10 protein-coding genes are annotated in these 14,538 nt (G+C 57.8%); 5 read left to right on the top strand and 5 right to left on the bottom strand.

Translation table 11 applies throughout. The annotated features are described in order from the left end of the window. Positions 1-69: 69 nt before the first annotated feature. Both J3U87_RS20985 and J3U87_RS20980 read right to left on the bottom strand, forming a co-directional pair. The gene (locus J3U87_RS20985) at positions 70-483 is read right to left on the bottom strand and encodes a CoA-binding protein (protein WP_237377735.1); all 414 of its coding nucleotides are present in this window, start codon (positions 481-483) and stop codon (positions 70-72) included. Between the two features lie 282 nt (positions 484-765). Beyond that, entirely contained in the window at positions 766-2,049 is a 1,284-nt protein-coding gene (locus J3U87_RS20980; RefSeq protein WP_237377734.1) for a citrate synthase, read from the bottom strand. Between the two features lie 352 nt (positions 2,050-2,401). Between J3U87_RS20980 and J3U87_RS20975 the strand changes: the two genes are divergently transcribed. The 3 genes from J3U87_RS20975 to J3U87_RS20965 all read left to right on the top strand — a co-directional run bounded on the left by J3U87_RS20975 (position 2,402) and on the right by J3U87_RS20965 (position 4,924). Beyond that, complete coding sequence (locus J3U87_RS20975) at positions 2,402-2,746, top strand: hypothetical protein (protein WP_237377733.1); 345 nt, start codon at positions 2,402-2,404, stop codon at positions 2,744-2,746. A gap of 246 nt (positions 2,747-2,992) precedes the next feature. Further along, positions 2,993-4,036, top strand: coding sequence for a COX15/CtaA family protein (locus J3U87_RS20970; protein ID WP_237377732.1), 1,044 nt, complete (start codon positions 2,993-2,995; stop codon positions 4,034-4,036). An 84-nt stretch (positions 4,037-4,120) separates the two neighbouring features. Continuing rightward, the gene (locus tag J3U87_RS20965) at positions 4,121-4,924 is read left to right on the top strand and encodes a CBS domain-containing protein (protein WP_237377731.1); all 804 of its coding nucleotides are present in this window, start codon (positions 4,121-4,123) and stop codon (positions 4,922-4,924) included. A 357-nt stretch (positions 4,925-5,281) separates the two neighbouring features. On the opposite strand, the gene J3U87_RS20960 is transcribed toward J3U87_RS20965, so the two are convergent. Then, positions 5,282-7,012, bottom strand: a complete 1,731-nt coding sequence (locus J3U87_RS20960; RefSeq protein WP_237377730.1) for a S8 family peptidase — start codon at positions 7,010-7,012, stop codon at positions 5,282-5,284. Positions 7,013-8,475: 1,463 nt separating this feature from the next. On the opposite strand from J3U87_RS20960, the gene J3U87_RS20955 reads away from it, so the two are divergent. Then, on the top strand, positions 8,476-11,118 hold the full coding sequence (locus tag J3U87_RS20955) for a methyl-accepting chemotaxis protein (protein WP_237377729.1): 2,643 nt from the start codon (positions 8,476-8,478) through the stop codon (positions 11,116-11,118). 39 nt (positions 11,119-11,157) lie between these two features. Here J3U87_RS20955 and J3U87_RS20950 read toward each other — a convergent pair whose 3' ends face one another. Beyond that, positions 11,158-11,943: an ankyrin repeat domain-containing protein gene (locus J3U87_RS20950; protein WP_237377728.1), complete on the bottom strand. Its 786-nt coding sequence runs from the start codon at positions 11,941-11,943 to the stop codon at positions 11,158-11,160. A gap of 459 nt (positions 11,944-12,402) precedes the next feature. Between J3U87_RS20950 and J3U87_RS20945 the strand changes: the two genes are divergently transcribed. Then, entirely contained in the window at positions 12,403-13,275 is an 873-nt protein-coding gene (locus J3U87_RS20945) for a hypothetical protein (protein WP_237377727.1), read from the top strand. A 27-nt stretch (positions 13,276-13,302) separates the two neighbouring features. On the opposite strand, the gene J3U87_RS20940 is transcribed toward J3U87_RS20945, so the two are convergent. Next, positions 13,303-14,268 (bottom strand): Gfo/Idh/MocA family protein, encoded by a 966-nt coding sequence (locus J3U87_RS20940; RefSeq protein ID WP_237377726.1) that lies wholly within the window; start codon positions 14,266-14,268, stop codon positions 13,303-13,305. Between the last annotated feature and the right edge of the window lie 270 nt (positions 14,269-14,538).

The following is a 14,538-nucleotide window of genomic DNA, read 5'->3' as shown; positions in this document are numbered from 1 at the left end:
ACGCCGGAGCCCGGGATCGAGGTCGAAGCGAAGCGCCTTCCGACGGGCGCTCCCCTCCACCGGGCAACTCTATAGGTAGCTTCGCAACGCGTAGGGACAGGCGTCCATGACGACCGGAATCCCCTCGCGTTCCAACAATTCCTGGAACTGAAAATGGAAGACACCCTGTTGGCACCAAACCATTTTGGGGCGCCAGGGCAAAGATAGGATTTCCTTGGCGAGATCGGGAAGGGCCGTCGAGTTGCGAAACACCTGAATGATGTCCACGGCTTCTTCCAAATCGGCCAATTTTTGTTTGACGGGGATCTTGGCTTCCGGTGCCCCATTGTGTTTGGGGTTGATACCGGTCACCCGATTTCCCTCTTCTATCAAAAAGGACGTGATTTTACCGACGACCCGGTCTGGGTTCTCGGAATACCCAACCACGGCCACCGAAGACTTGCTGTGAAACAAACGCATGCCATCGGAAACGGGACCGAACATACTCAGAGCCTCCAGCCTAACGACTCTCGATGATCACTTCGCCGTGAGGCGAAGTCGAATCTAGTGTGCTTACCCATTCGAACCCTACGAGAGCACGAGGTCCAGGAAGGACGGAAAGCCCCAAAGGATCTCGCCAGGTTCACGCGCGGATCGATTCAACGCGACCAATGAATGGCAAAGCCATCAATATAATAGAAATCGAGGCCACGAACAAGCATGACCCACGGATGCCGATGCAGGGCCCGACATCGAAAATGGGGCTCCCCAGAGCCCCATCCACGATTAGTGATGGTTTTTAACCCGCGAAGACAATTCGCGTTCGGTCTCACCCTGGTAGACTTGTCGGGGGCGACCGATGCGCAAACTGGGATCCCGCTGCATTTCTCGCCATTGGGCGATCCAGCCGGGCAGGCGACCGATGGCGAACATGACCGTGAACATCTCGGTGGGAATGCCCATCGCCTTGTAGATGATGCCGCTGTAGAAGTCGACATTCGGATAGAGTTTGCGTTCGGCGAAGTAGGGATCGTTGAGCGCCGCCTCTTCCAGCTTTTTGGCCAGGTTCAGCAGCGGATCGTTGATGCCCAGTTTGGAGAGAACGCGGTCCGCGTGTTTCTTGATGATGTGGGCACGCGGATCGAAATTCTTGTAGACACGGTGACCGAAGCCCATCAACCGGAACCCGCTCTCCTTGTCCTTGGCCAGCTCGAGATATTTGTCGATGTCACCACCGTCGCGCTGGATCATGTCGAGCATCTCGAGCACTTTCTGGTTGGCCCCACCGTGCAGCGGTCCCCACAGGGAGCACATGCCGGCGGCAATGGCGGCGTACAGATTGACCTGGCTGCTGCCCACCATCCGAACCGAAGCCGCCGAGCAGTTCTGCTCGTGATCGGCGTGGAGGATCAACAACAGGTCAAGAGCCTTGACGATGTCGGGGTCCAACTTGAACCGGTTGGAGGGCGTGGAGAAGGTCAGGTTGAGGAAGTTGGCTGCATAACTGAGATCGGGATTGGAATAGTTGAGCGGCCAACCGCGCAGTTTGCGGTAAACCCACGAGGCGAGAACGGGAACTTTCCCCAGCAGACGGAGAATGGCTTTGTCCACCTGTTCGGGGTCGTTCTCGTCATAGGGGTAGTAAGCGTACATGCTGGGCAGGACGGAAGCCAGCAGGGCCATGGGGTGGGCATCTTTGGGGAAGGCTTCGAACATCTTGGCGAGCCCTTTGTGGGGCAGCGAGTGTTCGGCGATGTCGTCCCGAAACTTGTCGTATTCGTTTTGGTCCGGCAAGCGACCGTAAATCACGAGGTATGCGGTTTCGATGAAGTCGGTCTTGTCGCAAACGTCCTCGATGGGGTAACCGCGATAGCGAAGAATGCCCTTTTCGCCATCGATGAAGGTAATGTTGCTTTCACAGGATCCCGTGTTGACATAACCTGGATCCAAAGTGATCATTCCGGTCTGAGCTCTCAACTTAGAAATATCGAGCGCACGCTCACCCTCAGAGCCCTCTACAACCGGGAGTGAAATTTTGGAACTCCCATACTGAAGTTCTGCCTGTTCCACGCCTCACTCCTTTATAAATGAATCCAATTTTTTTGCGGGCTTGCGGTGCGGTGAAAGATGAACAACGATGCATTTTGAACTCAAAAAAGCGCTACGAAAGCGGCGGATTCTCCGCTCCTCCGCACCAAGCCGCAGTCAATTTTAGGAGATGGTTTTGGAATTGTGAAGAGTAAAATCTGAAAAGTTGTTCAGGGAAACCGGTCTGGTGCAAAGGGTTGTCGGCGGTCTCGGGCGGCACGACGAGGTTTCCTCCTGTCCAGGATGGCAACGGCTCGCGACCCCTGGAAACAAAGGGTTCCGGCGCCCTTCGCCGCGCTATGCCGAGCGCCCGTTTTCTGCTATGATCGCGCCCATGAACGAGAAACGACTGGCGGACCTGATCCGCATGATTCAGCGCGGCGAATTGAGCCGCAATCGGCACTTCGAAGCCTACAAGGATCCGACCGTGCGCCAGGCCAAGCGCGCCCACTTGCGGCTCCAGGCCATTTATCGCCTCGTCGACCAGTACGGCGGCGATCGTCTCGACGTCGAGGTACGGCAGGAAGGCGAACTCCACCACCTCACCTTTCACGCGCCCCAGTGGAACTTCACCTGGGCCGCTTTCTTGAGGCCTTTCGAATACGCGGTGCTGCGCGACCACGTCGCCTTTCGCGAACTTCTCGATCACAGCCTGGTTCCCGAACCGGCGCCAGTCTGACCGAACCGCGGCGGGCTGGCACATGGTTCGGCGTCGGGTTCCGAGTGCGGCACGGCGTCCCCGACACCGGTGGCTCGAGTCCGCGCGACGGTGCCACACCGAGGTTTTCGGCAAGGGCGGTCGGGAAAGCCCACCGAACGCCGCGATTTGCGTTTATGATTTTCTGCGAGCGTCGCCGGGCGAATTCCCGTTTTCGGTCTCCGCCCCATGGATCGGCCTCACCGGCACTCATCGAGGTAAACCATCATGAATCTAGTTGTCGAAGCGGGTCGCAAACCCGTCATCATCTGGCTCTACACGATTTGCGGCATGATCTTCTGCATGATCGCCCTCGGTGGACTCACCCGTCTGACCGACTCCGGCCTTTCGATGGTGCAGTGGAAGGTCATCATGGGCGCCATCCCGCCCCTGAGTCACGACGATTGGATTCAGGTGTTCGACCAGTACAAGCAATACCCGCAATACCTGAAGCAAAACCAGGGGATGAGCCTCGATGAGTTCAAGTTCATCTTCTATATGGAATACTTCCACCGACTGTTGGGCCGCCTTATCGGCGTGGCCTTCTTCTTTCCCGTGGTCTATTTCCAGGTCAAGGGTTGGCTGCGCCCCAAGATGCTGGCCCATTGCTGCGCGGTCTTCGCCCTGGGCGGTCTTCAAGGCCTGGTGGGCTGGTTCATGGTGCGTTCGGGCCTGGTGGATTTGCCGCGGGTCAGCCACTACCGCCTGGTCCTGCATCTCTCACTGGCGATGTTGGTGTTCACCTACGCGCTCTATCTGGCGTTCACGCTGCGCATCATCCGGCGACCCAAACTGGACGACGGCGTGTTCGAGGCCCTCAAATGGCCCGGCATGGCCGCGCTGGCCTTGGTCGCCTGTCAGATCGCCAGTGGCGGCTTCGTGGCCGGCCTGCGCGCGGGACACGCCTACAACACCTTTCCCACCATGAACGGCCAGTGGTTTCCGGCGGCGCTCTGGTCCTTCGATCCCTGGATCTCCAACTTTTTCGAAAACCCGGTCATGGTCCAGTTCGTCCACCGCTATTTGGCCCTGGCCGTCACGGTGGTGATCATCGCGTTATACTTCCGATTCGCCAACAAATTTTCCATGTCCTACATGCGAATCGCCTTCAATTTACTCTTGGCATGCCTTGTTTTACAGGTTACATTGGGAATCTCCACTCTTCTTTTACGCGTTCCGGTCAGCCTGGGCTCGCTTCACCAAATCGGTGCGGTTTGCCTGTGGGCGGTTCTGGTGTTCATATGCCAACAGGCCTGGACGCAACGCGTCTAACCACCAACCGGTACTTCCGATCGCCCCGGATTCCTGAGCGCCATCCCAACGAAGGAGCCGGCTTTGGCCGAGAGACACTGCGTCTTGATATCTCGTTCTCAGATTCAAACGCGAGTCATCACAGCCAAAATGCGCGACATGGGTTTCCACGTGGACGCCATCGTCGACGATCCCAGCAAGTGGCAAGACGCACTGGGCCAGCAGGACGCCAAACGCGTGGACTTCCTGGTCATCGATTTCGACAGCGATCCGTTGATCGCGCTCAGCCTGCTGGATCACCTGCACGCGCTTCCCGAATGGTTCGACAAGCCGGTGTTCTTCGTGAGCCGCTCCCTGAGCGAACGCGAGATCCAGCGGTTCCTGACCCAGATGCGGGTCTGTTTCATTCAAATCCCCGCACCCAAGGAGGAGATGGAAGCCATCATTCGCCGCTACCTGGACGAACAGCCCGTGGAAACCACCAACGCGCTGCTGGAAAACCCGCTGCCCAAGAAGGTACAGGCCTTTCATCTCATCACCGGTAAGCCTCACTTCCTCCCCGCCGACACCTCGCTCGTCGCGGTCGCCCACTACCTGGCCCAACAGGATGCAACCTACGTCCTGGCCGAAACCGAAGCGGGTCTGGGCATCCACACCCAGCGTCGCCACCTGCGCGCCATTCGCGACGGGGTGGATCCCGAGAGCACGCCCCTCGCGGCTTATCTCAACATGCACCTCTTGCAACTCCCGCACGACGTGGATTGGACCATCGCCTTCACCACTTTCGCGGGTGGCGGCACGCGCCACCTGGTGCTGCGGAACGAGACCGATCAGGTGGTCGGCGTGCTGGAACCGGAATGCTTCCACCGCGTCGTGCTGCGCCGGATCTTCGTCAGCGAATACGGATGAGAGGCGACCAGCCGCTTCGAAATGCCGGCCCGAAGACCCAAAACCTTTCGATTCAACTGCCGGAAAAGCCTTGAAGATTGCAACGTCACAATCTTTTTCTTTCGCAGATCGCGCTTGGGTCCTGAAGTCGTTGCACCACGTCAACTCCGTGGCATTTCCTCTGGCTTCCTTGCTTCCCGTATTCTCGATTAATTCTCCGGAGCGCAAGACCCACCTCTGGATCGAAGCCCCCGGCCAAACGAAAAATGGCGGCCGTTCCGCGAAGGAGACGACCGCCCTATAGCGAGTGCGAAAACCACGAGAGCCGTGTGAGTCTCTCCCGCGGGTTTCACCTCAAAGGTTGCAGCATGGGATCAACTAGGGACGTTGGAGACAAACCTCGTAGGAGCCGGAGCCCGAGTACGAGTAGACCCGCCACATGTAGTAGCCGGAAGACCCGTTGTAGGTGATGGACTCACTGGAGGTTGCGGATTCGGAACGAGCCACGACGGTCCAACGACCGGTCCACTTCCAGAGGTACAGATCGAAATCGGCGTTGGAAGGACCACTCAGGGTGGCGGAGTGGGTGCCGGAACCGGAATAGTAGTAGGTGCCGTTGGGCTGGTAGTCGTAGTCGCCGGTGCCGGACAGGGAACCGGAGTGGGTGGTGCCCTGGCAAGTCGTGCCGCCGTCGCCACCGTCGCCACCGTCGCCGCCATCACCACCGTCACCGCCGGTGCCACCACCGATCGCGGCCAAGATGTCGATGCGTTTCTTGCCGCTGTCGCCGATGACGTTGGTGCCGGTGCTTTGGAAGAGGCTCAGTACACTGGACTTGTTGCCGGCATAGCTGCCGTCGTGGGACAGCAACTGGGCGATCATGCCGGCAGCCGCGGGGCAGGCAGAGGAAGTGCCGCCCAAGGGAGCGGTGCCGCCGCCGCAGCGGGCGCAGATGACTTCTTCGGAAGGCGCGTAGATGTCGAGTACGGAGGAGGTGTTGGAGTAGCAGGTCCGCTCGTTGACCTGACGGTTGGAATCGTTGCAGTACGCCGGCGGGAACGGAGAGTAGGTGGCGTTGTTTTCGTCCCAAACGGAACCGACGGAAATGACGTTGGTGGAGCAGGAGGGAGAAGCGGTGGAGCTTCCCCAGCCATCGTTACCGGAAGCGGCCACGACCAGGATGCCGTTGCTCAGCGCGTTGCCGGATGCGGTGTGCATCAAACCGGAGTTACAGGTGCTGGAATACTGACCGCCGCCCAAGGACATGCTGATCACTTTGATGGGGCTGCCGCCACCGACGCCGTTGCGGTTGGTGACACACCAGTTGATGGCGTTGGCGATGACGGAATCGTAGGCGTTGGGGAAGACGACCAGGGCGTAGATATGGCTGGAAGGCGCATAGCGACGCACGATGGACGCCGTACCGGTACCGTGGTAGCAATCGTTGAGGTTGCGGGAGTGAATCGAGTTGTTGTCGCTGGAGAAGTTGTAACCGCCCTTGACGACGCTGTTGGGCAGGTTGGTGGAGCTGCCCAGTTCGGAGTGCAACAGGTCGAAGTTGCTGTCGATGACCGCAACACCCACACCCTGGCCGGCCTTTCCTTGAGAGGCGGCGGTGTCGGAACCGGTCAGTGCGCGACCTTCGACGGTGAACATTTCATTGAGGTTGTCCAGATCGACGCGGTCGACCGCGTCCAGGGCGGCCAGTTTTTTCACCGCTTCTTCGTTGACGGCATAACCGGCAACCGCATATTGGTAATCCAACAGCAATTCAACTTTGAAAGAGGCCTGGTTGGCGGTCAAGCCGCCACCGCGGGCGCTGGCCTCGATCAGACCCGCCCCTTCCATCGTCTGCAGCAACTCGGACTGAGCACGAAACACATCATCTGCCAACGCTTCGGGAGATTCTGCGGCTTCCTGGCGAGCCTCGGACTTCTTCATGTGAACGACGATGCGCACACCGGCGTTGTCGTCACTGGCGGCAAGACCGCGGGTTTTGGATTTGAAGGCCTGGAAGACGGCGGGATCGATTTCACCAGCGGTCAGAGAGGTAAGCCAGGTGGCTGACAGTAGAACAAGGAAAATGGCGCGAATCATTACGCGTTGCATGGTATCTCCTCCATTGTTTATTTTCCATTTTCACGTGGCCGACCGGTTGCCGACTTGTGTCGGATCGAACACCGGTAGCCAAAAAGAGCTGTTACCAAGGATGATTTGAAATGAATGAAAGTACGGTCGCCGACCATGAATGCCGAACAGACCGAGATCGTGCGGATCGTGGACAGGCCACATTGCCCGCAATCGAAATTCAGTGAAGGAAGGGCATCGGCGTTCCCGAAGGCACGGGAAGACCGATCGCACGGCGAACCAGGTAGATACCCGTTCCGACGTGACGCGGGTGATGATGGAACACCGGGGTGTTCGATACCATCAGGCAAGCGAACAGCTCATGCGCTTGTCTGAGTGCACCGTTCCCCGGGAATACCGTGACTCAACGGTATTCGACCGATTCGAACAAGGACCTTCCGTTAGTAACGCGACCATGACTGGGTTTGACAATCCGCAATACGTCTATATAAACCTAGTTACCTCGATCACATGATTGGGATCGAGCAAATCTAGTATGACAACATGGACGTTCACGGCATGTTCAACACCGGAAATTGTCTGAAACCGTACAGAGCGATCTTTGTAGGACGGCTGCAGTCACAAGGGGATGTCAGGGTGACAATGGGATATTTCGATCATTGTCCTCTTTGGCGCCGATGACGCCTCCTGGCGAAATCGGGTTTATTTTTTGGATCACACGGGAATCAATCACCAGGGCCGAGTCCTGCACCGGGAACGGATTCCCGAACTCGACGGCGGCAATCGGATCTCAACTGAAGCGAACTGCACCAAGACATGAATTTCCAACAATACGAAGAACCAGGACGATGTGGATTCAATTGCCTCGTTCTATGCACTCCTTGAACACCCGGGCGGACCGATCGAATTGCCAGCGCGGTCATCGCGAAAAGGTGGGTGATATGCGAACCGAGAGATAACGATTCCGTCAGAAACGATCACATTCCCCTAATCAGTGACGTTTCATCCTGGGAAACCTACCTCGAAAAATACCTCAGCTAAAGATCGACAAAAAACATGTCATAGACAATCGGAACGACGGATCGTGATCCCTCAACCTCAATGATCACGATGGCCTCGCCCGGTGTGTAAGAATCTAGCCTTGAAGGCTTGTCTATGTCAACCAGAAATTTTCAGATGTTTTGCATGAGTTTTACAATCGTGTAATTTGGCACACCTCCAACGAAACAAGGCCATTCCAAATCCTCACAATTGCTCCCTTTTTCATTGTCAATAGGCGTTCCCCAATCCAAAAAACCCACGCCGGCCCCTCGGGTTTTTAAAGTTTTTTTAGCGAAATGCCCAATACTTCAATAACCGATGCCGAAAAATTCGAGCGAGATGGGGAACTCTGCAGCGCCGACGACCTGCCACGATGCGGGTCGAATTTCAGCGAAGCCAGTTTCGAACCCATTGAAGAGGCTCACACAGAGGGAGAGGGGAAGATGAACGACAGATATGATGAGAACCAAGCACGAGACACCGCTTCCCCGGATCCAGAAGCCATAGCCGAGATGGAGGCCGTTTGGGGCGCCCTCAACCTCGTTCAGGCCGTCATCGAGTTCGCACCGGATGGAACCATTCTCAAAGCGAACGACAATTTCTGTAAGGTCGTCGGATATTCGGCAAAAGAGATCGTCGGTAAACACCACCGAATCTTCGTCCCCAAGAAGGAAGCCTCGAGCGCGGCCTACAAACGGTTTTGGGAGAACCTGAACAAGGGCAAGCCCCTCTCAGGTGAATTCAAGCGCCTCGGAAAACAGGGCAATCAAATCTGGCTTCAGGCGGCTTACAACCCAATCCTCGTAAATGGAGTACTCGTCAAGGTCATCAAATGTGCCTTCGACATCACCCAACAAAAGTTGACTCAGGCGGATTTCGCAAGCCAGCTCCAGGCCATCGATCGCGCACAGGCGGTCATCGAGTTCAATCTGGACGGTACCATCATCAAGGCCAACGACAATTTCTGCACAACGATGGGGTACCCGCTCGAGGAGATCACCGGCAAGCATCACCGGCTTTTCGTCGCCCCGGAAGAAGCCGGAAGCGCCGCCTACACCGAGTTCTGGCAACGCCTTGCCCGCGGCGAAGCACAATCCGGAATCTTCCAGCGGGTGGCCAAAGACGGCCGCGAAGTCTGGCTCCGCGCCGATTACAACCCCATCCTCCTCGACGGCGAGAGGGTCAAGGTCGTCAAGTTCGCCTCCGACATCACCGAAGAACGCATGCGCAACGCCAATTACGAAGGGCAGCTCAAAGCCATCGATCGCGCACAGGCGGTCATCGAGTTCAATCTGGACGGCACCATCATCAAGGCCAACGATAATTTCTGTGCCACCATGGGTTACAAGCTGAGCGAGATCGAGGGGCGACATCACCGTATGTTCGCGAGTCCAGAAGAAGCATCGAGTTCCGGTTATACGGAATTTTGGAGACAACTGAACAGGGGTGAAACGATCTCGGGTATGTTTCAACGCTTTGCCAAAGATGGGCGGGAAGTGTGGTTGAAGGCCGACTACAATCCCATCATTTTGGACGGCAAGGTCGAGAAAGTCGTCAAATTCGCCTCCGACATCACCGAAGAACGGTTACGCAATGCGGATTACGAGGGTCAAATCCAAGCGGTCGGTCGATCCCAGGCGGTGATCGAATTCGAGATGGACGGCACCATCATCAAGGCCAACGACAACTTCCTTACGACCATGGGTTATTCCGCCGCCGAAATCGTCGGAAAACACCACAAGATCTTCGTGGACCTCGAGACGGCCACATCGGATCAGTACCGCCAGTTCTGGGCCCTCCTGAATCAAGGTAAATACCACGCGGGTGAAATCGAACGCGTCACCAAGCGCGGTGATCGTGTTTGGCTGCAGGCCACCTACAACCCGATCGTCATCGACGGCAAGCCGGTCAAGGTGGTCAAGTTCGCCTCCGACATCACGGAGCGCAAACAGGCACAGACCCAATACGACCAGAAAGTCACCGAACTCATCACCGCGCTGAAATCGGGGCACCTCTCGGAACGCGGCCATTGGGAAGATCTTCATCCGGAGTACCAACCCATCATGAAAGGCATCAATGAAATGATCGACCTGATCGTGGCGCCGATCGAAGAACTGCACCATTGCCTTGACAGCATTTCACAGGGTGACCTGACCGCCTACGTGACCGGCGAATACCTCGGAGACCACGCCAAGTTGAAAAACGCCTTGAACCGGTCGCTCGACGCGTTGAACCAGACCCTGGGTCGGGTGGACGACACCTCCGGAACGGTTCAACTCCGGTCCTCCCAAGTCGCGGATGCGAGCCAATCCCTTTCCCAGGCCGCCACCGAACAGGCAGCGGCTCTCGAGCAAATCACCGCGTCGATGACCGAGATGGGGTCCCAGACCCGGCAAAACGCGGAGAACGCGTCCTCGGCCAACCAACTGGCCCAACAGGCTCGGGGCAGCGCTGAATCCTGCAACGACCGCATGAAGAAAATGCTCGAGAGCATGAAAGAAATCAACGATTCCAGCAAGAACATTTCCAAAATCATCAAGGTCATCGACGAAATTGCCTTTCAAACCAATTTGCTGGCGTTGAACGCTGCGGTCGAGGCCGCACGTGCAGGGGTCCACGGCAAGGGTTTCGCCGTTGTCGCCGAGGAAGTTCGCAACCTGGCCGCTCGCAGCGCCAACGCCGCCAAGGACACGACCGCTCTCATCGAAGAATCGATCGGCAGAGTCGATCTCGGCACGGGTATCGCCGACGAAACGGCAGAGGCGCTTCAAGGTATGGTGGTCATCATATCCAAGGTGACGCACCTGATCACTGAAATCACCAACGCCAGCAAGGAGCAGGCTCAGGGCATCGAACAGGTCAACGCCTCACTGGGCCAATTGGATCAAGTCACCCAACAGAACACCGCCAGCGCGGAACAAAGTGCCGCATCCAGTCAAGAACTGTCGAGTGAAGCCACCAAACTCCGCAATGCATTGGCCGAGTTCGAAATCAAGAAGGAGACGGCCCAGGAGACCATGATGGAGATCTCGCCCGAAATGATGGCGGCCTTCCAGGAATTCCTCTTGCGCCAAAACAGGCCGTAGCCCACGAGTTACGACGTTCGCCGGCCCATCGGCATCAACTCACGGGCTGACGTCACTGTCCGAATCCACCCGCGAAAGCTCGGTACAACTTCCTTCGGAACCGAACTCTTCGAGCAGGAGGACCATGTCCGCATACTCCAATCGGCAGGCCAGCTCCATCGGGGTTTCACTGCGGTAGGCCGGGCGCTTCACATCGGCGCCCGCTTCGAGAAGGATGCGCGCCACGTTCAGGTGCTCGTGAAATATCGCCTCGCCCAGCGCGGTCGTCTTGCGCGCCTGACCCACGGGGTGATTGGGATCGGCACCCAACGCCAACCAAAACCGAACGCGGTCCTGGGTTCCGAACTTGGCGGAGTGGTTCAACAAGGCGTGTTTGCCAACAAAGAACAGCGAGCCCAACGCCAGTCCGGCCACGATGCCCAAGCCGATCCAAAGCTGATGGCGGGCATCGCGTTTCGGATTCCCCTTGATCGGCACCTGGTGGCGTCCCAATTGGCGGCGCACCTCGGCGTTCAATTTGCGCCAGTTGTGCCAGGAAAAGGCGCGTCGTTCCAGTCGAACCCATCTGCCGGTCTGCAGGTGCAGCGTCCAGCCGGAACGAACCTCGGCCTCGACGCATTCGGCCCAGGCGAGCGAGGTGGCGTAACGCCAACTCGTCAGTTCCAAGCCCGCGGTGGTGATGACGACCCGTTGTTCGGGCGGGATCAAACTGGCGAGCAGGACGAGCGCCAAACCGATCGATGTGACGAAGGTCAGTGAATAAGAGGAGGTGACCAGCACCAACACACTGAATGAAATGAGCAGATACGTCGAAATTCGATACAAGCGCATCCAAAAAGAATCGCCAATTGCCATAGGTCCCGATCTCCACTGTGCCTTGTGATCCGCGGGCCAAGCTCCCAGCCGGGTACCGACCCGGACCACACTCGAAAAAGGTGATGAAGCGTCTCGTCCGAACTCAAATTCGCCGCCGACATCTGATAGAGTGTCGATTCAAACATCATTTTCTTTCTTATCGAGGCGCAAAAGTGCATGCTTTAGTGTCGTTTGCGTCAACATCCCGACGTTGGTGGATGCGCCCGGGTTCTTCGATCGCCGACGATGTCGAAAATTTACACGGCGTCCGGTGACCCACCGAGCACGAGATCGATTGTTCTTTAGGTCGAGCCGAGCTATGGTTGACGCGCGGCGAGCGACATGGCGCTCCCGCCGGAATGGGGTTCCGCCCTCGGTTCCGGCGCAACGACCTCACATTTTCCCCACGACCGAGGAGAACCGAACAGCATGATCGCCATCACGACCTTGACCTTCCACAACGGCTTGCTTTGGTTCCTGTTGGCGGCCTTGACGATCTACCTCCCCCTGCGCCTGGTGCGGTTGATTCGAACGGCACGCGGCATCCGAGAGGACCGCCGCTGGTTCTACACCTACGGGCTCTGGTTTCCCCTGCTGTTGTTTCTTCAGGAAGGCATGCCTCCCTGGCGCTGCCACCCGGATTTGGTGTTGGTCGTGGAGGCACTGGTCCTTTTGGGCATGGTGCTGGATTTCCTCTATTTCTTCGGTCTGAAATCCAAAGGCGGCGTGCGCCACCAAATCATGTCGGCCGCGTTCTCGGTTCTGCTGTCGCTTCCGTGGGCGCGCGGCCTGCTGCTGCCCAACACCGGACCCGCGCTCCAGGTGCCCGTCTACGAGCGCGCCGTTTTGTGGACCGACACCTGGTGGAAACCCGAGGTCTACTACCTGATGAACTCACCCCGATCGGAGAACATGCGCGCGGCCGCCCTCTACGGCGACCCCCACGAGGGCAAGGCGGTCTTCTCACCCCTGACCGGCACGGTTCAGGCGGTGGACGAGCGGGGTTTCGTCACCCTCGTGGACGAGACCGAGACCCTGCGCATCAGCGTCGGCCCGATCATGCCGGAAACATTGATGATTCGGCAAGGCCAACCGGTCTTCGCCGACCAACCATTGGGCCTGCTGGACAAGACGCAGGACATTCCCGGCATCCGCCTGGTGATCCACGACGGCAAGCGGATCCGATTCGGCCCCTGTATCGGCGGTCGGTATGTGGCGCGCGAAGCCGAGGCCCTGTTCCCCAGGCGAAACCTCACCTTCGCATCGCGCTCCAAATCGCGGTTTCGCTTCGCCGATCCCTGATCGATCGAATCCGAGGGGCCGGCTTCTTCAGAGGAATCCGTTTTGACACAATTTGCTGATTTCCACCGCGATTTCCAGGGCACGCATCCCGTGTTCTCCCGAAACCCGCGGCTTCGGCATCACGCCTTCATCGCGCAGGGTGGTGATGCAGGAGACGAAATCCTCGAGTTGTTTGAGCAGGGCGTTGTGGTCGTTCACCGGCACGGCCTCGCGCGTGATGCCCTTGTCTCGTTTGACATAGATCTCGCCAGTTTTTGCCATGTAGTCCAGTGAAAGGTAGCAGTCACCCTGAAACAGGCGAATTTTGCGCAGCGGCTCGGGCGTGACCCGGCTGGCCGTCAGGTTGGCCACACAGCCATTCTCGAATTTGAGGCGGGCGTTGGCGATATCCTCCGTGGGGCTCAACACCGGGACCCCGACCGCATCGATCTCCTTGACGGGGCTTTTCACCAGGTTGAGGACCATGTCGATGTCGTGAATCATCAGATCGAGGACCACACCGACTTCGGTACCACGCGGCGGTAAACCGGGGCGCGGCGGCGGATAGGACGAAAGGCGATGGCTCTCGATGAAACGCGGATTGTTGATCTTTTCCTCCAGGTAACTGATGACCGGATTGAAGCGTTCCACATGGCCAACCTGGATGATTCGTTTCCGCTCGTCCGCCGCCTTGAGCAGGGACTCGGCTTCCTCGATCGTTTGGGTGATCGGCTTTTCGATGAGCAGGTGCTTGCCCATTTCGAGCATCGACATCGCCACCTCGAAGTGGTGGTTGGTGGGCACGGCGATGCTGAGGCCTTCCACCTCGTCGGCGAGAACCGAGGGATCCGCGTACACGCGCGTTCCCACTTCCTCGGCGATCTTCTCCGCCTGGGCCTGGTTCAGGTCGTATACGCCGACCAGCTCACATTCGTCGATCTGTTTGTAAAGCCGCGCGTGATGGCGCCCCAACGCGCCGACGCCGATGACGCCTACCTTGATGCGATCGCCCATGAATTCACCTTCCACAATCGATTTCGCCCAGCCGACAAGCCATCACGCGTTCGGGTGAACGCTTTCGGATGGGGCTGTGACTTTGAATCATTGGGCTATTCTCTCATAAAACCAGGGGAATGGAAGTTTTCAGGCAAGCCCGTGAGGGGAACCGGGCGCAACGAGGTAAAATCAAAAAAGAAACGGGGAAAACGGCCTCTCCCGCGTAACCATTTAAAGAGAAGGGCCGTGCCGTTCAGGGCTCGAACCGGGCGGTGCGATCAATTCGAA

Source organism: Sulfidibacter corallicola (assembly GCF_017498545.1).
Lineage (GTDB): Bacteria > Acidobacteriota > Holophagae > Acanthopleuribacterales > Acanthopleuribacteraceae > Sulfidibacter > Sulfidibacter corallicola.
Note: the sequence above shows the minus strand (reverse complement) of the source record. Positions and strands in the feature narration are given on the sequence as shown.

Excerpts from the sequence above, each read along its gene's own strand:
- J3U87_RS20945 (WP_237377727.1), top strand. The coding sequence starts at position 12,403 with ATGATCGCCATCACGACCTTGACCTTCCACAACGGCTTGCTTTGGTTC.
- J3U87_RS20985 (WP_237377735.1), bottom strand. The coding sequence starts at position 483 with ATGTTCGGTCCCGTTTCCGATGGCATGCGTTTGTTTCACAGCAAGTCT.
- J3U87_RS20970 (WP_237377732.1), top strand. The coding sequence starts at position 2,993 with ATGAATCTAGTTGTCGAAGCGGGTCGCAAACCCGTCATCATCTGGCTC.
- J3U87_RS20975 (WP_237377733.1), top strand. The coding sequence starts at position 2,402 with ATGAACGAGAAACGACTGGCGGACCTGATCCGCATGATTCAGCGCGGC.
- J3U87_RS20940 (WP_237377726.1), bottom strand. The coding sequence starts at position 14,268 with ATGGGCGATCGCATCAAGGTAGGCGTCATCGGCGTCGGCGCGTTGGGG.
- J3U87_RS20960 (WP_237377730.1), bottom strand. The coding sequence starts at position 7,012 with ATGCAACGCGTAATGATTCGCGCCATTTTCCTTGTTCTACTGTCAGCC.
- J3U87_RS20955 (WP_237377729.1), top strand. The coding sequence starts at position 8,476 with ATGAACGACAGATATGATGAGAACCAAGCACGAGACACCGCTTCCCCG.